This is a genomic window from Xanthomonas cucurbitae (assembly GCF_002939885.1).
GTDB classification, from domain to species: Bacteria; Pseudomonadota; Gammaproteobacteria; order Xanthomonadales; family Xanthomonadaceae; genus Xanthomonas; species Xanthomonas cucurbitae.
This window is the reverse complement of record NZ_MDED01000004.1, coordinates 66,948-88,400: the sequence shown is the minus strand read 5'-3', so window position 1 is coordinate 88,400 and position 21,453 is coordinate 66,948. Positions and strand designations below refer to the sequence as shown.

The 21,453-nt window shown below is 67.0% G+C and carries 10 protein-coding genes and 2 pseudogenes; 2 read left to right on the top strand and 10 right to left on the bottom strand.

The window, feature by feature from the left end; genetic code table 11:
- Positions 1–2: 2 nt before the first annotated feature.
- The 8 genes and pseudogenes from gspG to xerD all read right to left on the bottom strand — a co-directional run bounded on the left by gspG (position 3) and on the right by xerD (position 16,869).
- Positions 3–434 carry a type II secretion system major pseudopilin GspG gene (gene gspG / locus XcuCFBP2542_RS03795; RefSeq protein WP_104602293.1) on the bottom strand — a complete coding sequence of 144 codons (432 nt, stop codon included), beginning with the start codon at positions 432–434 and terminating at the stop codon, positions 3–5.
- A 129-nt stretch (positions 435–563) separates the two neighbouring features.
- The gene (xpsF, locus tag XcuCFBP2542_RS03790; protein WP_104602292.1) at positions 564–1,781 is read right to left on the bottom strand and encodes a type II secretion system protein XpsF; all 1,218 of its coding nucleotides are present in this window, start codon (positions 1,779–1,781) and stop codon (positions 564–566) included.
- Between the two features lie 175 nt (positions 1,782–1,956).
- Positions 1,957–3,684 (bottom strand): type II secretion system ATPase GspE, encoded by a 1,728-nt coding sequence (gene gspE / locus XcuCFBP2542_RS03785; protein ID WP_170066943.1) that lies wholly within the window; start codon positions 3,682–3,684, stop codon positions 1,957–1,959.
- A 130-nt stretch (positions 3,685–3,814) separates the two neighbouring features.
- Positions 3,815–5,692, bottom strand: a pseudogene (locus tag XcuCFBP2542_RS19940) (S8 family peptidase).
- Positions 5,693–5,914: 222 nt separating this feature from the next.
- A pseudogene (locus XcuCFBP2542_RS03770) lies at positions 5,915–9,562 on the bottom strand (YadA family autotransporter adhesin); the annotation flags it as partial.
- A gap of 1,022 nt (positions 9,563–10,584) precedes the next feature.
- Positions 10,585–14,631, bottom strand: coding sequence for a phosphoribosylformylglycinamidine synthase (purL, locus tag XcuCFBP2542_RS03765; protein ID WP_104602289.1), 4,047 nt, complete (start codon positions 14,629–14,631; stop codon positions 10,585–10,587).
- Positions 14,632–14,967: 336 nt separating this feature from the next.
- A complete protein-coding gene (locus tag XcuCFBP2542_RS03760; RefSeq protein ID WP_104602288.1) occupies positions 14,968–15,765 on the bottom strand; it encodes a DsbC family protein in 798 nt (265 codons plus the stop codon).
- 132 nt (positions 15,766–15,897) lie between these two features.
- Positions 15,898–16,869 carry a site-specific tyrosine recombinase XerD gene (gene xerD / locus XcuCFBP2542_RS03755; RefSeq protein WP_104602287.1) on the bottom strand — a complete coding sequence of 324 codons (972 nt, stop codon included), beginning with the start codon at positions 16,867–16,869 and terminating at the stop codon, positions 15,898–15,900.
- Positions 16,870–17,043: 174 nt separating this feature from the next.
- On the opposite strand from xerD, the gene XcuCFBP2542_RS03750 reads away from it, so the two are divergent.
- Complete coding sequence (locus XcuCFBP2542_RS03750) at positions 17,044–17,505, top strand: RDD family protein (protein WP_104602286.1); 462 nt, start codon at positions 17,044–17,046, stop codon at positions 17,503–17,505.
- Positions 17,506–17,605: 100 nt separating this feature from the next.
- Here XcuCFBP2542_RS03750 and lptG read toward each other — a convergent pair whose 3' ends face one another.
- Positions 17,606–18,712 (bottom strand): LPS export ABC transporter permease LptG, encoded by a 1,107-nt coding sequence (lptG, locus tag XcuCFBP2542_RS03745; protein WP_104602285.1) that lies wholly within the window; start codon positions 18,710–18,712, stop codon positions 17,606–17,608.
- The gene (gene lptF / locus XcuCFBP2542_RS03740; RefSeq protein WP_104602284.1) at positions 18,709–19,791 is read right to left on the bottom strand and encodes an LPS export ABC transporter permease LptF; all 1,083 of its coding nucleotides are present in this window, start codon (positions 19,789–19,791) and stop codon (positions 18,709–18,711) included. The genes lptG and lptF overlap by 4 nt, the downstream gene beginning before the upstream one ends.
- 107 nt (positions 19,792–19,898) lie before the next feature.
- On the opposite strand from lptF, the gene XcuCFBP2542_RS03735 reads away from it, so the two are divergent.
- Complete coding sequence (locus XcuCFBP2542_RS03735; protein WP_104602283.1) at positions 19,899–21,380, top strand: leucyl aminopeptidase; 1,482 nt, start codon at positions 19,899–19,901, stop codon at positions 21,378–21,380.
- The last annotated feature ends 73 nt before the right edge of the window (positions 21,381–21,453 follow it).

Genomic DNA, 21,453 nt, shown 5'->3' with positions numbered 1-21,453 from the left:
ACTTATTGGTACTTGATGTCCGCGTCGTAACTGCTGCCACCGGGGCGGCCGTCCTTGCCCAGGCTCATCAGGTCGAATGGCTGGCCATCGCCGGGGACGCGGTATTCGATGGTGTGGCCCCACGGGTCGTTCAGTTCGGCCGGTTTGGCGTACGGCCCCAGCCAGCCGCTGCTGCCGCCGGGCTGGGTGACCAGGTCGTCGAGCTTGCCGGGCAGCTTGCCGGTGTCGAGCTGGAAATTCTCGATCTTGCCGGCCAGGGTCTGGATCTGCGATTTGGCCAGGTTGGCCTTGCCGCGATCGGCGCCGCCCAGCACGCGGCTACCGACCAGGGTGAGCACCGCGCCGATCAGCACGATGACGATGATGATTTCCAGCAGGCTCATGCCGGCCTGGCCTGCGCGCGACGGACTGCGAGTGATGGAACGCTTACTCATGAACGATTTCCTTGCATGTCGATGAAGGATGCCGACACCCACTGAAGACCGGGCGGGCAGTGCAATGGTTCCCGCCGGTTGCCCGGCAGTGGCCGAAAACAGGTGTCGAAACTGCCGGGCCAGCCGCGCCTAGCCGATCGCATTGGTGAGGTCATACAGCGGCACCAGCACCGAAATGATGACAAGCCCCACCACCGAGGCCAGCACCAGGGTAATCAAGGGCACCAGCGCCGCCAATGCACGGTCGATGGCCTGTGCGGTTTCCAGCTCGAAGGTGTCGGCCGTCTTCAGCAGCATGGTGTCCAGGGCACCGGATTCTTCGCCCACCTGGATCATCTGCAACGCCAGCCGCGGGAACCGCTTGCCGCGCGCCAGCGACATCGACAGGCCATGGCCGTTCTTGACGTCGTCGGCAGCGGCGGACACGTCCTCGACCAGCGCGGTATTGGACATCACGTTGCGCGCGATGCCGATCGCCGCCAGCAGCGGCACGCCGTTGCGCAACAAGGTGCCCAGCGTGCGCGTGAGCCTTGCGGTTTCCAGCCGCGCGATCAGGCTGCCGATCACCTTCTGCCGCAACAGCCAGTGATCCAATGCCGCACGGAATGCCGCGTTGCGTCGCTTGCGATCCAGCCACGCTCCCAGCACGCCCGGCACCACCACCAGCACGATCCACCAGTCGCGCACCAGCAGGCCCACGCTCAGCACCGCCTGGGTAAACCACGGCAGGGCGACATCCAGGCTTTCGTACATCTGCGCAAACTGCGGCACCACGTAGCCGAGCAGGAACAACAGCGCACAGCCCACCACCGCCAGCAGGATCGCCGGGTAGATCAGCGCATTGATGACCTTGCCCTTGAGCGCGCGGCTACGCTCCAGGTAGTCGGCCAGCCGTTGCAAGGTGTCCTGCATGCTGCCACCGGCCTCGCCGGCGCGCACCATGTTGATGTACAGCTTGGAAAACAACCCATGCTGGCGCTCCAGTGCCGAGGACAGCGGCGCGCCACCGCGCACGGTGTCGCGTATGTCGCCAATCACGCGCCGGCTTTTGTCGTCTTCGGGCAGATCCATCAGGATCGACAGGGCGCGATCCAGCGGCTGCCCGGCACCGATCAGGGTGGACAGCTGCTGGGTGAACTGCACCAGTGCCGCGTTGTCGAAGGGCTTCTTGCGCAGCAGCATGCGCAACGACGGCGAATCGCTTTCGCCGGTGGCCAGGCGCGTTTCCACCGGCAGATGGCCTTGCTCCTGCAGACGCAGCGCCACCTCGGCATCGCTGGCCGCTTCCATCTGGCCGTCGAGCATTTCGCCGTGGGCGTCGAGCGCTTTGTAGCGGTAGAGGGGCATCAGGCTGGACGGCCGGGATTCGGGATTCGGGAATCGGGAATCGGGAAAAGCAGGATCCTGCGCTGCGTTGGCGCCACCGGGCGCAGCTTTGCGCGTGCGCGACGCGTTGCCGGGACATTGCCCTGCTTATCTTCCGATCCCGAGCATCCCATGCTCACTATTGCCCCATTGACGCTCACGCATCCTCCGTGACGCGCAATACTTCCTCGATGGTGGTTTCGCCGCGCAAGGCCTTGGACAGGCCTTCTTCGTACATGGTGCGCATGCCGGCCTGGCGCGCCAGTTGTTCGATCTCGCCCATGCCGGCGCGGCGCATCACCGCGCGCCGCAGCTCGTCGTTCATCACCAGGAATTCGACGATGGTGGTGCGTCCCAGGTACCCGGTCGGCGCCGCCGCCGAGGGACGCGGACGATACAGGAAGATCTCGCCATCGGGCTGCAGGCGACGCAGGTTGAAGCGTTCGATCTCCTCCGGCGATGCGGCATAGCGTTCGGCGTTGGCCAGATCGAGCTTGCGCACCAGGCGCTGCGCCAGGATGCCGTTGATGGTGGAGGTGAGCAGGTAATCCTCCACTCCCATGTCCAGCAGGCGGGTGATGCCGCCGGCGGCGTTGTTGGTGTGCAACGTGGACAGCACCAGGTGGCCGGTAAGCGCGGACTGGATCGCGATCCGCGCGGTTTCCAGGTCGCGCATTTCGCCGATCATGATGATGTCCGGGTCCTGCCGCACGATGCTGCGCAAGGCGTTGGCGAAATCCAGCCCGATCTGCGGCTTGGCCTGGATCTGGTTGATGCCTTCGATCTGGTATTCCACCGGGTCTTCGACGGTGATGATCTTGACGTCGGCGGTGTTGAGCTGGCTCAGCGCGGTGTACAGCGTAGTGGTCTTGCCCGAGCCGGTGGGGCCGGTGACCAGCATGATGCCGTGCGGTTGCTCCAGCACCTTGCGGAACTGCGGCAGGAATTCTTCGGTGAAGCCGAGCTTGTAGAAGTCGAACACCACCGTTTCACGGTCCAGCAGGCGCATCACCACGCTTTCGCCATGCGCGGTGGGCACGGTGCTCACGCGCAGGTCCAGTTCCTTGCCCTGCACGCGCAGCATGATGCGTCCATCCTGCGGCAGGCGGCGCTCGGCGATGTTGAGCTTGGCCATGATCTTGATGCGACTGATGACCGCCGCAGTGAGCTTGGCGGGCGGGCTTTCGCCTTCCACCAGCACGCCGTCCACGCGGTAGCGCACCTTGAGCCGGCTTTCGAACGGTTCGATATGGATGTCGGAGGCGCGCAGTTCCACCGCGTGCTGGATCACCAGGTTCACCAGCCGGATCACCGGTGCTTCGGAGGCCAGGTCGCGCAAGGCTTCGATATCGTCGCTGCTGTTGGCATCGCCGTCGGCGGTTTCGACGATGGTGCCCATCGCACTGCGGCCCTGGCCATACCAGCGCTCGATCAGATCGTCGATTTCCGAGCGCAGGCCAACCTGCAGCGACAACGCGCAGCCGGTGGCAAGACGGACCGCATCGATGGCGTAATCGTCGTACGGGTCGGCGATCCACAGCTCCAGCCGGCCATCGCGCTCACCCACCGGACACAGATGGAATTGCTTGAGGAAGCGCAGCGACAGTCCCTGCACGTCGGGCAGCATTTCCGGTGGGGTATCTCCCAGTTGGCGCGCGTCCACCAACGGCAGGCCAAGCACGTCGGCGCAGGTTTCGGCATGATCGCGCTCGGACACCAGGCCCAGGCGGCCGAGCAGGGCCAGCAAGCCCATGCCCGATTCGGCCTGCAGCTGCCGCGCGCGCAGCAAATCGGTGTCCTTCAGACGACGGCGTTCAAGCAATGCGTCGACGATGCGCGCCTGGGCATTTCGATGCTCGATTGGATCGACGGCAACCGCGTTCACACTCGTCTCCACTGGTCCGGCGCCGACTGTAGCAGTTTGCCGCGGCGATCAACCGTACGCCTCTGAATCACCCTGAAAAACGATGCCCCCGGTGATTGGCCGGGGGCATCGGTCACACTATTGCCTGCACTTACTGTCGTGCGACGAGCGTCAGCTTCGCGTAGTCTGCCGCGCCGACCAACTTGATGTAGTAAGTCCCGGCCTTGGGCGCCGTGAAACGCACGGTTTCGCTGTTGCCCGGACGCGTGGACTTGGCATCGAAGCGGGTGGCGCTGGGTTCGGCTTCGTGACTGACATAGACCGACACATCGCCGGTACCGCCGTAGGTCATGAAGCTCAGCACTGCACCGGCCTTGGCGTCAAAGCTGTACAGCGTGGTGCTGGCCTCGGCGCCGCTCAGGCCGGCCAGCGGCACTTTATTGGTCAGCGCGATGGCGGTCGGTGCGCAGTTCTCGGTCGCCGGATCGCAGGGTGCTTCCAGCACCGCTTCCAGTGCGGCCTTGGCGTCGACGATGCCGCTGCCGATGGGGTGCTGGCCGGCGGAGTCACCGGGAAACGGCGGCTGGTCTGCTTGAGCAGGGTTTCCACTTGCCGCCGGGGTCAACGCGCCCTCGCCCAGACCGATGGCCGCACTCTGCACCAGGGCCACGACGCCGGCCACGTGGGGGGAGGCCATCGAGGTACCCGCCATTCCCATGTAACTGTACGAACCGGAGGTCGGCGTGGTGCTGCCGGTGTAGCCGGCCTGCCAGACATAGCCGCCCGGGTTGCCGTCCACGCTGCCGCCGCCACCCGGGCCGGCCAGGTCCACCTTGCTGCCGTAGTTGGAGTAGTAGGCGATGCCGCCAGTGATGCGCGTGGCACCGACGGTGATGGTGTTGCTGCAGCTGGCCGGCGAATGGTTGGCCGCATCGTCGCCATCGTTGCCGGCCGCCACCACCACGGTGGTACCACGCGACACCGCGCCATTGATCGCCAGCTGGGTGGCCGAATCGCAGGCACCGCCGCCGCCCAGGCTCATGTTGATGACCTCGGCCGGATTGGCATTGGCGGGGACGCCTTCGACCGTACCGCCGGAGGCCCACACGATCGCATCGGCGATGTCGGAGGTGTAACCGCCGCAGCGGCCGAGCACGCGCACCGGCAGCACGGTCGCCCCGGGCGCCACGCCGGCCATGCCGACGCCGTTGTTGGTCGCTTCGGCCACGGTGCCCGCCACATGGGTGCCGTGCCAGGAGCTTTCCGTCGCCACCGAACCGGCGTAGCAGACGTTGTCGGCTTCTTCCCAGTCGCCGTAGTCCAGTGCGCCCGGCACGCGCGCATCGGTCGGGCGACGCGAGACTTCGGCATCGCTGATGAAGTCATACCCCTGCAGCAGATTGCCGGCAAAATCCGGATGACCCGGCAGGATGCCGGTGTCCAGCACTGCCACCACCACGCCGGCGCCCCGCGACAGATCCCATGCCGCCGGTGCGTTGATGCCACCGGTGGGATTGCTCAGGTGCCACTGGTATTGCGCGTACAGCGGGTCGTTGGGAACCAGCTGCGGACTCACATTGGTGGCGGCGCTCTGCTTGATGTCCACCGGACGCAGCATGCGGTCGATCTGCACATCGGCGACCGAGGGGTCCTGCTTCAGCTCGGCCACCACCTTGTCCACCTACGCGGCGGTCAGGGTGCTGGACAGCTTGACGAGGTCCGAGCCGATGCCCAGCTTGCGCACATAGGTCGCCTTGGCGGCGGCACTGCTGCGTGCGCCGCTGCTGGCGCCAACCCGGCCCACCGCAGCCTGCACCGCACCCAGCTTGCTGCTGCGATCGGTCGCAGCAGCGGTATTTTCCTTGTAGCGCACGATCAGGCGGCTACTGAAGGCAGCGCCGGTCGGGGCGGCCTGACTCGGTTCCTTGACCAGCACGGTGGGTGCGGCGGCCAGGGTGCCGGAGGCACCCAACGCCAGCATCAACATGGCGCCGGTCAGCGGGGTAAGGCGGAACGTCTTGTCGGTCACGGTGAAGTCCTCTTCGTGTTTTTTCGTCAATCAGGTTTGGAGCAGCGTCGAAGGCGCAGCACGGCCGCCGCGCGGCCCGCTGGGTCTTGTCGATCGCTCCTGATACGGCCGTCCCTGCATGCGGATCCGTTGGCTGGCCTAGCCACGGTCCCTGCCCGCCCCCTCAGGCCCTGCCCTGCCGCGACGGCGCGCTGCCGCGCCGTCGCGTTGATGCAACCGCACTTACCAACCGAAACCGGCACCCACGCCGATGGAACGGTCGTCGCCGCTGAGCGCGCCGCCCACCGTCAGGGTGGCGCGCGGGCTGATCGCCCGCTGGTAGCCCACCGACAGCGCCGATTCGCCGTTCTGGAAACCCACGCCGGCACCGACACGGTTCTGCGAGGCGATACCCGCCACGCTGGCGGACATGTTCAACATCGCCGAGCCCATCGCACCCTGGCGGTCCAGACGCCGGTTCTGCCGACGCAGACGGTCTTCCAGATCACCCCGGTAGCTCTGGAAGCTGTCGGCCATCGCGTTGTAGCGGCTGTCGGTGTAGCTGTTGGCCGCCGCCACGCCACTGTCCAGCTGGCCCTTGTTGACCGCATCGGTGGCGCGCGTGCCGGCGGCCACGTTGACCACCTGCCGCTCGCCGCCCACGCTGCCCACCGACACCGTGTTGGCGCGGTCGGCGACCGAACCCTGGCCCAGCGCCACTGCGCCTTGCGCGGTGACCCGTGCACCCTGGCCAATGGCCGTTCCCGACGCCGCGGTGACCTGGGCGCCTTCGCCCATCGCCACCGCATTGGTCGCCGCGGCGGCGATCTGCGTGTTGGCGCCCACTGCGGTGCTGCCGTCGGCATCGACACGCGCATTGCTGCCGATCGCGGTGTCGTCGGCGCCGTGTGCATACGCGCTGCCGCCGATGGCCGTGCCGGTAACGTGGTTGGCCACTGCAGCAGTCCCCACCGTTGTGGACGTCGCCGCTGGGGTGATGCCGCCGACCGCCGCTGCGGTCGGCGTACCATGCAAGCTGGAGGTTGCACCGCTCACGTTGCTTGCTGCAACGGCACTGGCGGCCGGCGTCGAGACAAGCGCCGTCTCGCTGGCGACGGAGGTCGGCGCTGCCGCAACCGTCGCATCGGCAGCGCTGCCAACACCTGTGCCGCCTCCTGTTGCGCTCATCCGCGTGTCTGCAGTGCGCGCCGCAGATACCCGCGAGACCGTTGCCCTCCCCGCACGCGCATCCAGTTCGCTGACCTTGCTGTCCAGTGCCGTCAATGCCGCGCCGACGTTGCTGTAACTGCTGCCTTGAATCACATAGGTCGGTGCCACGAACACACCCTGCGCACCGATCGCTGCACCACCGCCGAGGAAGCTGGCCGTGTTGCTCAACGACTGGAACAGCTGGCCGCCATTGATCGCATCGGTACTGCTGCCTGCAATCGCGCCGGTGCCCACGTTGACGATGCGCCGCGTCGCCGGACCGCCACGACCATTGCCATTCCCCACCGACACTACATTGGCTTCGCCGCTGCGCGCGCCGGAACCCAGTGCCACCGAGTCCGCACCGCTGGCGCCGGAGTTGGCACCCAGTGCGAGCGCATTGCGCGCGCCCTCCCGGGTGAAGGCGTTATAGCCCATCGCCATACTGTTGTTGCCGAGCGCCCGCGCCTGCACACCCAATGCCACCGCCGCACTACCCACTTCACCAACGAACACACCAACGCTGGCATTGCGTCCGATCGCGATCGCGTCGGGCGCATCAGCCTTGGCATTGGTTCCCAAAGCGATGGTATCGCCGTAGATGATCGAGGTATCGGCGCCACTGCCGATGGCGATGCTTCGGTTGGAAATGGCACGTGCGTCATAACCAATGGCAATCGCCTCTGCCGCCTGTGCCGACGACGATGCACCCAGCGACACAGCGCGTGGTCCGAACGCGCCGGCGCTATGCCCGATGGCCACCGCATCGACGTTATTGTCGTTGCTGAACACATTGGCGTTGTAGCCTAACGCAATGGCGTAGTCGGCACCGCTTCGCGCGCCTGCGCCGATCGCCACGCCACCAAGACCGGAGCTGCTCGAATTGAAGAGCGTGTTGCTGATCAGCGAGAAACCACCGATGGTGACGCTGCGGTCCCCCACGGCAGCTGCACCACTACCCACCGCAATGCTGCTCTCGCCATTGCCAAGCGCCGCGAATCCCACGGCGGTGGCCAGCCTGCCGGTGGTCACCGCATTGGATCCCAACGCCGAAGAGCCCGCGCCATGCGCCGCCGAAAAGCTGCCCAGTGCGCTGTTGGTGTCTTCCAGCGCCTGCGCGGCGAAGCCGACCGCCGTGGACTGCGCGCCGCGCGCCGACGCACCGGTGCCGACAGCGGTGGCGAATGTCTGCATGGCCTGCGCGCCGCCACCCAACGCCACCGCGCCACGCCCCTGCGCGCTCGTGGCCTGTTCCTGTTCGCCCACGATGAAGCCGTTCTCGTCCAACAACGGGACGCTGGCAACGCCGCCCAGTGCCACTGCCGACACATCGGAAGCGCTGGCGTTGCGCCCCACTGCCACGGTGTCGCGGCCGATTGCCGCACTGCCGGAGCCCAACGCATTGGCGCCGTTGCCCAGTGCATTGCTGGCGCTACCGAGGGCGATGGCATTGCTGCCTTCGGCAAACGCGCCTGTCTCATCGGTATCGGACTTGGCCAGTGCCAGATGGTGGTCCAGACGCGTGGCGAGGGCGCCAACACGATCGAGCTGCGCCAGATTCACCGCATCGGTGGCCTCGGTCCCGGCCGCAACGCTGGTGATCTGCCGGGTCAGCCCGGCCTGCACGTTGCCCACCGACACCGCGTTGCTGCGATCGGCGTACGACGACGCCCCCAGTGCGACGGCGTTGGACGGGGAGCGACCCCATGCATCGTCGACCTGATTGCTCACCCGCGCGCCATAACCGATCGCCAGCGCATCGACGCCATTGGTTTGCGCATCCGCGCCGATGGCGATGTTGTTGCCGTTGACCCACGAGGTCGCGGCACGCGCGCCCAGCGCAATGCTGTTCTCGGCGAAGGTGATGCTCTCCTGGCCGATCGACACGCTGCCATCGCCCGCCGCCAATGCAATGCCCCCCAGGGCCACGGTGCGCGGCGCAAAGCTTGCCGCGGAATGGCCGATTGCAATCGCATCGGTGTTGCCCGGCAGATTGGGGAAAACGGTGGAGTTGTAGCCAATGGCAATGGCGTAATCGGACTGGCTCTGCGCACCGGCACCCAGCGCGATACCGCCAAGTCCTGTCGCTGCACTGATCGATCCCTGGGTGCTTCTGCTGGTACCGCCGATCGCCACGCTCTCGGCACCGCTGGCGAGCGAACCGTCGCCCATTGCCACTGTGCTGATGCCGGTGCCGCGTGCACCGAAGCCCACCGCCGTAGCGAAATCGCTACTTGCATTGGCGGTGTAGCCCAGCGCGGCGCCACCGAAGCCGGACACCTGCGACAAGCCACCCACCGCCGTGGCGGCGTCCTGAGCGGTGCGCGCGTGGTAGCCCAGTGCCGTGCTCTGGATGCCGCTGGCAATGGTGCCAGTCCCCACCGCAGTGGTCAGCGGATCGACGGCCTTCGCGCCGCCACCGATGGCGGTGGAGGAAGTCCCGGTGGCCTCGGTGGCTTGCTCGCTGCTGCCGATGACGAAACCAAACGCGTCGTAGTCGAACACCGTCGCCACCCCCCCCACCGCAACGGCGGAAGTGCCGACGGCGACCGCATTGCGCCCCACGGCGGTCGCATCGCGTTTCAGCGCCAGGCTGCCGGCTCCCAACGCACTGGCACCATCGGCCAGCGCGTTACTCGCGGCACCCAACGCGATGGCGTCGCGCCCATCCACAAAGGGAGGCACTTCGTCTTCCTCCACCGCTGCTGCCGTCATCTTGGCGGCGGTTGTCTGCACGGCTGTACTGGCGAGCGCATTGACGCCGGTCATGGTCGCTGCCACGGGCGCAACGCAGGTCTGCCGACCATCGATGACCGTGCAGCGTTCGGCGGCAGTGTGTTCCTCAGCCGATCCAGTTGCCGGAATAACCCCGCCGGCAAGGATGATGCAGATGGCTAGCGCAAGGCCGTTGCCTGCTTTGGCTTCAGCCCATCCCTGGAAATTTGAAAGGATTGGATAGCACTTCACCGTAGCCGCGGAAAGATCTCCCCCGGCATGCCTGATGTTTTTCATTAACGAATTACTCCCCATTATGGTCTGGCGTATGAAAACCGACCACCATGCACCGCTGCGGCGCATGGTCCCCCTGAGGTTTTATAGAGCACAGCAACTCCCGTTCGCGCGTATTTACAGGCGAAAAGAAGCGATCTTGAGCAGTCAGCAGGATTACGACGTTTGCAGATATGCAGCGCGTGATGAATCTATTAAAAATCCGAATGACTAAATGCGAACCGTGTCACGCTGATGAAAAAAGAGGCATCCACACCAAATAAATCTCATTTTTGCAGTTACCTGGAGCAACCTTTATTGACGATTCGATACATAGTTTCGAATGCGGACCAAGGCAACCACGTGACTCAACAAAACAGCATTCCCTAGCAGCCGGCAACAACGCTGCTACGGAATGCGCAAGGCGATTCCCGCGCACCGTGCCCTGCAATTGATCTCGCGGGCATGAGGCGATCGTCAGCAGTGCAAGCGACCGCCCTGCCGCCTGTCATGCATCCCAAGCAACACCCGTCGTTGACCAGTGCTGCACAGCAGGCATTGCGTGCACTGGCCGGACCAAGCGTGTGGTTCTGGCGCGCGACAATGTGCTTTCCATTCACCGCAACGGGCATGCCGCGCGCCAAATGCAAACGGCCGTGTGCATCGCTGCACACGGCCGTTTGCAAGAAACGCATGGCGCACTCAACGCATGCGGCTCAACCGCACCAGACGCGCGCGTTACGGAACATCCGCAGCCAGGGCGACTGCTCGCCCCACTGTGCGGGATGCCAACTCAGGTTCACCGTGCGCGGGGTGCGCTCGGGATGCGGCATCAGGATGGTGACGCGGCCATCGGTGCTGGTCAGGCCGGTGATGCCGTCCGGCGAGCCGTTCGGATTGAGCGGGTAACGCGCGGCCACCGCGCCATCGCCATCGATATAGCGCAGCGCCACGCGTGCGGCGGCCTGGTCCACGGCGCTGTCGAACTCCGCGCGGCCTTCGCCGTGCGCCACCGCCACCGGGATCCGCGAACCCGCCATGCCGCGCAGGAAGATCGACGGCGACTCCACCACTTCCAGCAACGCGGTGCGCGCTTCGAACTGCTCGCTACGGTTACGCAGAAAACGGGGCCAGTGCTCGGCACCGGGAATGATGTCCTTGAGCTGGCTGAGCATCTGGCAGCCGTTGCACACACCCAGCGCGAACGTATCGCTGCGCGCAAAGAACGCGGCAAAGGCCTCGCGCAGGGCCGCGCGTTCCAGGATCGAGGTGGCCCAGCCGCGGCCGGCCCCCAGCACGTCGCCGTAGCTGAAACCGCCGCAGGCGGCGAAGCCGGAAAACTGCACCAGATCCACGCGCCCTTCGATCAGGTCGCTCATGTGCACGTCGAACGCGCGGAAACCGGCACGCTCGAAGTTGTAGGCCATTTCGATCTGCCCGTTGACGCCCTGCTCGCGCAGGATCGCCACCTTGGGCCGCGCGCCGGTGGCCACGAACGGCGCGGCCACGTCTTCGGACGGGTCGAAGCACAGCGTCGGCCGCAGCCCGGGCGCCTGGAAGTCGCGTGCCAGGGCACGCTCTTCGTCGGCGCTGTCGGGGTTGTCACGCAACGTCTGCATGGCGTGGGTCACCGACCACCAGGCATCGAACAGCGCTTCCCAGCGCCATTCGGCCAACACCCGGCCCTGCGCGCTGACCCGCACGCGCGGCGTGCCGGTGGGGCGCGCGATACGCTGCGCGCATTCGGTCAGCGCATGCCGCTCGACCAGATCGGCGAACGCGGCGCGATCCTCGCTGGCGATCTGCACCACTGCACCCAGTTCTTCGTTGAACAGGCTGCGGAACGCATCATCGCCCCAGGCATCCAGGGTAATGTCCAGGCCCTGGCGCGAGGCGAACGCCATCTCGCACAGCGCCGCGAACGCACCGCCGTCGCTACGGTCGTGATAGGCCAGCAGCAGCCCGCTCTGGCGTGCATCGCGGATCAGCTCGAAGAAGCTGCGCAGTCGCTGCGCATCGTCCAGATCCGGCACCTCACCGCCGAAGGCCGGCAGCGCCGAATCGTCGGCATACACCTGCGCCAGCACCGACCCACCCAGACGCTGCTTGCCGCCACCGAGCCCGATCAACCACAGCTCGCTTTGTTCATCGTTGCGCAGCAACGGCGTCAGCTGGGCGCGCACATCGCTCACCGGCGCAAAGGCACTGATGATTAGCGAGACCGGAGAAACGCTTTTCAGCGTTTCTCCGGGAATTGGGAATTGGGAATCGGGAATGGTGGAAGCGGAGGGCTGCGGCGTTTTGCCATTCCCGATTCCCGATTCCCCATTCCCGGCAACCCACTGCGCCTGCATCGACAGCGAATCCTTGCCCACCGGGATGCTCAACTCCAGCGCCGGGCACAACTCCATGCCCACTGCGCGCACCGCGTCGTACAGCAGCGCGTCTTCGCCGGCATGACCGGCGGCGGCCATCCAGTTGGCCGAGAGCTTGATGCTGGCCAGGGTCTGCACCGGTGCCGCGCACAGGTTGGTGATCGCCTCGCCCACCGCCATGCGCGCCGAGGCGGCAGCGTTCAACAGCGCCAGCGGGGCGCGCTCGCCGATCGACATCGCCTCGCCTTCGAAGGTGTCGAAACCGGCCAGGGTGATGGCGCAATCGGCCAGCGGCAGCTGCCACGGCCCAATCATCTGTTCGCGTGCGGTCAGCCCGCCCACGCTGCGGTCGCCGATGGTGACCAGAAAACTCTTGGACGCCACGGTGGGATGCGCCAGCACGCGCAGACCCGCCTGCTGCAGGTCCAGCCCGGCGGTCTGCAGCGCCGGCCACTGCGGCGCGGCCGGCCGCACCGCATCGCGATGCATCTTCGGCGCCTTGCCGAACAGGACATCCATCGGCAGATTGATCGGGAGCGGGGAATCGGGAGTCGGGAATGGGGAATGGGGAGAAGCGGCTTCGGCAACCGGCAGCACGCCGTTACCATTCCCGATTCCCGATTCCCCATTCCCGGCGTCCAGGACGCCGTAGCCCACCACCAGCCGCTCCTCGGCCGTGGCCACGCCGACGGCGGCGAACGGGCAGCGTTCGCGGGCGCAGATGGCGGCAAATTCGTCCAGGCGCGCCTGCGGCACGCCCAGCACGTAGCGTTCCTGCGATTCGTTGCACCACAGTTCCAGCGGCGACAGCGATGGGTCGTCGGTCAGGACGCGGCCCAGGTCGATGATGCCGCCCACGCTGGAATCGTGCAGCAGTTCGGGGATGGCGTTGGACAGGCCGCCCGCGCCCACGTCGTGGAACCAGCGGATCGGGTTGTCGGTACCCAGCGCCACGCAGCGGTCGATGACCTCCTGGCAGCGGCGCTCCATTTCCGGGTTTTCACGCTGCACGCTGGCAAAATCCAGCGCTTCGGCACTGTCGCCGGCCGCCACCGAACTGGCCGCGCCGCCGCCCAGGCCGATCAGCATCGCCGGGCCACCCAGCACGATCACCGCATCGCCGGGCTGCAGGCGCAGCTTCTCAACCTGGTTGCGATCGATCGCGCCCAGGCCGCCGGCCAGCATGATCGGCTTGTCGTAGGCACGGGTCAGGCCCGGACCTTCGGCAAGCTCGAAACTGCGGAAATACCCGAGCAGGTTCGGGCGGCCGAATTCGTTGTTGAACGCGGCACCGCCGAGCGGGCCGTCGAGCATGATGTCCAGCGCCGGCGCCATGCGCGGGTTCAGCGCGCGCGGCGCTTCCCACGGCTGCGGCAGGGTGGGAATGCGCAGGTGCGAAACCGAAAACCCGGTCAGGCCGGCCTTGGGCTTGCCGCCGCGACCGGTGGCACCCTCGTCGCGGATCTCGCCGCCGGCGCCGGTAGCCGCGCCGGGAAACGGCGCGATCGCGGTCGGGTGGTTATGCGTTTCCACCTTGATCGCAAATGCCGACGGCAGCACCGCTTCGCCGCGGTACTCGCCGCTGACCGGGTCCGGGCGGTAGCGCGCGGCCGGCACGCCTTCCACCACCGCCGCGTTGTCGCTGTAGGCCGACAAGGTGTGCTGCGGGGTCTGCTGGTGGGTGTGCTTGATCATCCGGAACAGCGAGCGCTCCTGCGGCTTGCCGTCGATGGTCCAGCTGGCGTTGAAGATCTTGTGCCGGCAGTGCTCGGAGTTGGCCTGCGCGAACATCATCAGCTCGACATCGGCCGGGTCGCGGCCCAGGGCGGCGAAGCGTTCGCGCAGGTAGTCGATCTCGTCCTGCGCCAGCGCCAGGCCCAGGTCGCGGTTGGCCTGTTCCAGCGCCTCCAGCGGCACGCGTTGCAACTGGCCCGGCTCGGGCACGTTGAACAGGGCTTCGGCCGCAGCGGTCGAGCCCAGCAGCGATTGCGTCATAGGGTCGTGCAGCAGCTTGGCCACGGCGGCCTGCGCGGCCACGTCGGCCGGCCAGCCGGCCAGGTCGATGCGGGTGCCGCGCTCCACGCGCTGGATCGGCTGCCCGGCCCCGCGCACCAGTTCGGTGGCCTTGCTCGACCACGGCGACAGCGTGCCCAGGCGCGGCACGACATAGTGCGAAGACGCATTCTCGTCGCGCGGCGCGGGGTCTGCAGCGGCCTGCAGGATCCGCTGCAAGGTGACCTGATCGGGCGATTGCCCGGCCTCGGCGCGAATGAAGTAGACGTGCCAGGCGCCGGTGATGCGCAGCGCGGGAACGAAGGTTTGCAGGCGGGTTTCGAGCCGAGCGCGGCGGAACGGCGAAAGGGCGGAAGCGCCCTCGAGGACCATCATGTCCGGAGAACCGTGTCAGAAACGTGGCCGATCATTGTAGCGGAGGTTGGCTGGGGCCGGCCGTCCGGCCGGGAATCGGGAATCGGGAAGCGGGAAGCGGGAAGCGGGCAGGCTGGCGTCGGCGGCCAGGGCCAGAACGGCTGGCGCCCCCCTTGGCATCGCACGTATCCGCGAGCCACCAGTGGACGGTTTCCATCCGCAATCCCGCCACCGCAAACCCCGGATCACTGAAACGACGAAGGCCGAAATGCGTCTGCATCCCGGCCTTCGTGATCCCTTTCGCCGCAGTCACACACCCGGATGGCACGCATCGACTGCCAGCCTGGGCGGTGTTTCTTAGCGGCTTCCAACGGCGGTGGTCACGGCGCGCTTTTCCAGCGCTTCACGCAGCTGCGCCGGCGGCAGGTAACCGCCGAGCTGGGTGCCATCCGGCGCAAAGATCGCCGGGGTTCCGTTGACGCCCAGCCGCTGGCCCAGCGTGTACTCCATCGACACCGGGTTCTTGCAGTCCTTGGAGGCCACCGGCTGGCCGGACTTGGCGGCGGTGAGCGCCTGCTTGCGGTCGGCCGCGCACCACACCGCAATCATTTCCTTGTGGTCCTGGCTGCCCAGGCCCATGCGCGGGAACGCCAGGTATTCCACCGCGATGCCCTGCTTGTTGAGCTCGCCGATTTCGCTGTGCAGCTTGCGGCAGTAACCGCATTCCACGTCGGTGAACACGGTGACGGTGTACTTGGGGTTGGCCGGCGCGAACACGATGCGGTCGGCCTTGGGCACCGACTCCAGCTGCTTGCGGCGATACGCCAGCAAACCCGCGCTGGCAGCGAACTGCTTGTTCTGGATGTCGAATGGCTGCGCCTGGATCAGGTAACGCCCATCGTCACTGACGTACAGCACCTGGCCGCCGGCCACCACCTCGCGAAACCCCGGGAACGGCGCAGCGCCGATGTAGTCGGGCTTGAATTCCGGGTCCAGCAACTTGAGCGCCTTGCCCACGCGCTGATCCACGTCCCCGGCCGGGGCGTTGGCAGCGGCGACTGGCTTGGTGGCGGTGCTTGATGCGGGCTGCGAGGATTGCGCGCAGGCAGTGAGGCTGATTGCGCCCAGCAGCGCGACGATGGCAAGACGATACATTCACGCATCCAGTGGTATGGGGTGGCTGGATTCTCGCACAGGGCAGATGAAGCCGCGCGGCGGCAGCGGCGATCGGTTCGCTGGCAGACGGGCCAGTTCATGAGAGGTGCAGGCCGCTCCCCCGGCGTGCGCCTAGCCGCGTGGATGATGCCGGGCGTGCAGCGTCTGCAATTGGGCCCGCGCGACCAGCGTGTAGATCTGGGTGGTCGACAACGTGCTGTGCCCCAGCAGCATCTGCAGCGCGCGCAGGTCCGCGCCGCGGTTGAGCAGATGGGTGGCAAAACTGTGCCGCAGACCATGCGGACTCACCGTGGCCGGGTCGATGCCGGCGAGCGCCGCGTAGCGTTTGACCAGCGCCCAGAACTGCTGACGGCTGGGCGGCCGGCCGACGGCGTCGATGAACAAGGGAACCTGCCCGTCCACGGGGGACACCGGCTTGCCACCGGCCAGCAGCGGACGCGCCTCGCGCAGGTACCGCTCCAGCCAGTGCTGGGATTCTTCGCCCAGCGGCACCAGGCGATCCTTGCTGCCCTTGCCGGTGACGCGCAGCACGCCCTGGCGCAGGTTGACCCCCACCGCCGGCAGCGTGACCAGTTCGCTGACGCGCAGGCCTGCGGCGTACATCAGTTCCAACATGGCGCGGTCGCGCAGCCCCACGGGCACCTGGATGTCGGGCGCCGCCAGCAAGGCGTCGATCTGAGTCTCGGTCAGTGCCTTGGGCAGCGAACGCGGCAGGTGCGGCGGGTCCAGCATCGCGGTCGGGTCGTCGCTGCGGCTCCCGTCGCGCAGCAACAGCCCGTAGAAGGCGCGCAAGGTGGACAACAGCCGGGCATTGCTGCGCGGCGAATAGTGCGCCTGGGTACGCCAGCGCAGGTAGTCGAACAGCGCCGCGCGCTGCATCCCGGCCAGGCCGCCACCGGCCCCGTCGCGCCAGCGCGCCAGCCCTTCCAGATCGCGTCGATAACTGTCCAGGGTCTGCCGCGCCACGCCATTCTCGGCCCAGAAACGGTCCAGGAAACGGGCAATCAGCGCCGCATCGGCCGCCTGCACGGGCGGCAGTTGCCGGGCGAGCTGGCGACGTTCGGAAGGGCTGCTGGCAGGCATCGCCACAGCATAGAACGCGACGCACGGCCGGCGCGAGGCCAGGTTTCGATTGGCGACGCGATATCAAACCTCCGGCCCCGTTGGCTCGCCGCTCCACCAGGCACGCCAGGCCTGGGACAGGGCACTGCCGCAGCGCGGCGTTGCCGTCGCGTTGGCGACCGCTATGCTGCTGGCATGACGTCGCTTCCTGCCCCCTGCACTGCACGCCCACCTGCCCTGCTGGGCTGGCGGGTATTGGCCCTGTGTTACGACTTCTGGCCGGTGCTGGCGCTCTGGATGCTGGTGTCTACCGGGTTCACACTGGGATTCACGCTCGCTGGCCACCCGGCACGCGAAAACATCGCTCCCTTCAGTGGTTGGCAATGGCTGCTGTGGTTGTGCTGCTGGGCCGTGGCAGGCCTCTACGCCACGCTCAGCTGGCACCGCGGCGGACAGACCCTGGGCATGCGCCCGTGGCGGCTGCGATTGCAGGAGCCACGCCCCACCTGGCGACAGGCCTGGACGCGTTATGCGGTGGCCACGCTGTCGCTGGGCCTGGCCGGCGCCGGATTCTGGTGGGCCTGGCTGGATCGCGACCGGCTCACCTGGCACGACCGGGCCAGCAGGACCCGGCTACAGCGCGTTCCCAAGCCCTAGCGGCGACCTGCGCCGCGGTCGCCACACCCCGCGCAATACCTTGACGGCGGCATGTGCAACCGCCACGCATCGCAACCGGCCCGCACCTGCACGGCGCGCGTCAACTACTGCGCCGCCGGAACAACCAGACCGAGATCCCCAGCATCACCATCGGTGGCAGCGCGTAGGCAATGCGGTAATCCAGCTTGAGCGCGCCAGCCATGCGGCCGAAGAACAGCTGCAGCAGCCAGAACCCCAGCGCGAACAAGATGCCCAGGAACAGCCGCTTGCCCAGACCGCCGCTGCGCAGCGAGCCAAACGAGAACGGGATGGCCGCCATGCACAGCGCCAGCACGTTGAGCGGGTAGAACCAGCGGCTCCAGTACTGGTCTTCGTAGTCGCGCGCGTCCAGCCCGTTGCGGCGGCGATATTCGATGCTCTGCTCCAGCTCATGCGCCGAAAGATTACGGGGCTTGGCCAGGCCAGCCGCCAGCGCGGCCGGGCTCAGTTGCGATTGCCAGGCCAGCTCGGGAAAGGTCTCGCGCTGTACCGATCGCTGCTGGAAGGTATCGCGGCGTACCTGGCGCAGGGTCCAGCGGCCTTCGCGATGCTCGGCCACTGCCGCATAGGTCAACTGCTGCACGCGGCCATCGGCGTCCAGGTGATACAGGCGCACGTCGTGCAGATCCAGCGCGGTGCCACCGCCGTCCAGCAGCTTTTCCTCGCCGCTGAGCGCGTTGAGGAAGGTGTCGCCTTCGCGCGCCCACAGGCCGGAATAGCGCGAAGAGGCCATGTTGCTGTTGTAACGGGCGTTGGTCTTGAGCGTATCGGCCTGGTCCTGCGCCCACGGCCCCACGGTCTCGCCGCTGATGACCATGCTGGCGGTCAACAAGGCCATTGCAGCGACCACCGACGCAGACATGCGTTTGCGCGACACGCCCAACGCCCGCAGCGCGGTCAGTTCGGACGTGGCCGCCAGCTGGCCCAGGCCCATCAGCGCACCGATCACCGCAGCGGTGGGAAACAAGGTATAGGCACGGCGCGGCACCGTATAGGCCACGTACGCCACCGCGTGGCCGAAGCTGTAGCTGCCCTGGCCGATGTTCTTGGCCTCGCTGGCGAATGCATTGACCAGGTCCAACCCCAGCAGCACCGACCAGGTCAGCAGCACGGTGAACAGCACTGCACGGCCGACGTACCAATCATGCACCCGCGGCGTCAGCCTCATGCGCGCGCCCTCGGCCGGCGCACGCGGCCATCGCGTGCATACGCCCAGATCGCGACCGCCAGCAACGGCAAGGTCAGCCACCACAGGCCCAGCGCGGCCGGGGTCTTGCCATTGGTGATCCACTGGGTGCCGACGATCATCAGGTTGGTGCCGACCATGTAGGCCAGGAAGGCCAGCATGATCCGGCCATAGCGTTGCTGCCGTGGCGCGCTGCGCGACAGCGGCAGGGTCAGCAGCGCGAACGCCAGCGCCAGCAACGGTGGCGCCAGCCGCTCATGCAGCTGCGCCCGCGCGGCCGGGCGCTGGTCGGACAGGAGTTGCGTGGTCCACATCACCTCCGGGTCGTTGGCATCGCGCGGCCGTGAATGATCGGGCAGGGCCACGTCGTTGCTAGCGAACTTCATCAGGCGGTAGTCCAGGGTGTCGCCGGCCACCGGGCCTTCGATGCGGTAGCCATCTTCCAGCCGCAGGTAGCGGTCGGTCTTGCCTTCGAAGAACATCGCCCCGCGCTGCGCGGTGACCACGTCGATGCGGTCGTCCTTCTGCCGCTGCAGGAACACCTTGCCCAACCCCTTGCCATCGGCGGAGATGCTGGTCAGGTAGACCACGCCGCCGCCGGAGAGCGGGGTGAACTTGCCCGATTCCAGCCCGGCCATCAGCACGCTGCGGTTGGCGTCCTGCAGCATGGTCTCGGCGGTCCGGCTGGCCCAGGGGCCCAGCCACAACGAACACAGCCCGATGATGACCACCACCGGCACCACCAGCATCAGCATGGGGCGCAGCATGCGCCTGGGGCCCACGCCAATGGCGGTAATCACGGCCATTTCTGAATCGCGGTACAGCCGCGCCAGCGCCAGCAGCAGGCCCAGCATCAGCGCCAGCGGCAGGATGATGGGCAGGTAGGCCACGAACTGCAGCCCCACCTGCGACAGCAACAGGCGTGCCGGGATGCGGCCGTCGGCGATATTGCCGAGGATATCCACCAGCACACCGCCGACGCTGACGACCAGCAGCACGATCAAGGTGGCCAGGAAGCTCTGAGTGAAATCGCTAAACAGGTATCGATCGAGCTTCGGCATGGGGTGGGCTTGTTTTAAACTCTCGGATTCGTTCGCGGCGCCGCCAGCCTAACCGGGCCGGCGTAAACAGCCCGCGATTGTACGGATTTGCCTACGGAATCTGATCAATGGCCCTGCAATTCACCCTGAACCAAGACGCGCCGGCAAGCGCTGCCGTCGACTGCATCGTGGTTGGCGTGTTCGCCGACAAGACGCTCTCGCCCGCTGCCCAGGCGCTGGACAGCGCCAGCCAGGGTCGCCTGACGGCCCTGGTGGCACGCGGCGACGTGATTGCCAAGACTGGCAGCACCACCCTGGTTCACGACCTGCCTGGCGTGACCGCCCCGCGCGTCCTGGTGGTGGGGCTGGGCGAAACCGGCAAGTTCGGCGTGGCACCCTATCTCAAGGCCATTGGCGATGCCACCCGCGCGCTGAAGACCGGTGCGGTCGGCACCGCCCTGCTCACCCTGACCGAGCTGCCGGTCAAGGCCCGCGATGCGGCCTGGAACATCCGCCAGGCGGTCGTGGTCAGCGACCATGCTGCCTACCGCTACACCGCCACGTTGGGCAAGAAGAAGGCCGACGACACCGGCCTGACCACCCTGGCCATCGCCGGCGACGACGCCCGTGCACTGGCGGTGGGCATCGCCACCGCCGACGGCGTGGAGTTCGCCCGCGAGCTGGGCAATCTGCCGCCGAACTACTGCACCCCGGCCTACCTGGCCGACACCGCCGCCGCCTTCGCGGGCAAGTATCCCGGCGCCGAGGCCGAGGTGCTGGACGAGGGGCAGATGGAAGCGCTGGGCATGGGTTCGCTGCTGTCGGTGGCGCGCGGTTCGGCCAACCGCCCGCGCCTGATCGTGCTGAAGTGGAACGGCGGCGGCGACGCGCGTCCCTACGTGCTGGTGGGCAAGGGCATCACCTTCGACACCGGCGGCGTCAACCTCAAGACGCAGGGCGGCATCGAGGAAATGAAGTACGACATGTGCGGCGGCGCCAACGTCATCGGCACCTTCGTGGCCACGGTCAAGGCCGAGCTGCCGATCAACCTGGTGGTGGTGGTGCCGGCGGTGGAAAACGCCATCGACGGCAACGCCTACCGCCCGTCGGACGTGATTACCAGCATGTCCGGCAAGACCATCGAAGTCGGCAATACCGACGCCGAAGGCCGCCTGATCCTGTGCGATGCACTGACCTATGCCGAGCGCTTCAACCCCGAGGCGCTGGTGGACGTCGCCACCCTCACCGGTGCCTGCATGGTGGCGCTGGGCCACCAGACCGCCGGCCTGATGAGCAAGCACGACGACCTGGCCAACGAGCTGCTGGCCGCTGGCGAGCAGGTATTCGACCGCGCCTGGCGACTGCCGCTGTGGGACGAATACCAGGGCCTGCTGGATTCTACCTTCGCCGATGTCTACAACATCGGTGGCCGTTGGGGCGGCGCCATCACTGCCGGCTGCTTCCTGTCGCGCTTCACCGAAAACCAGCGCTGGGCGCACCTGGACATCGCCGGCGTGGCCAGCGACGAAGGCAAGCGCGGCATGGCCACCGGCCGCCCGGTCGGCCTGCTGACGCAGTGGTTGCTGGACCGCGCCGCAGGTGGGAATTGAGAATTGAGAATCGTGAATAGAGAATCGTGAAAGCCCTCTATTCTCAGGCACCGCCGCGACCTTCGAGGTCGCG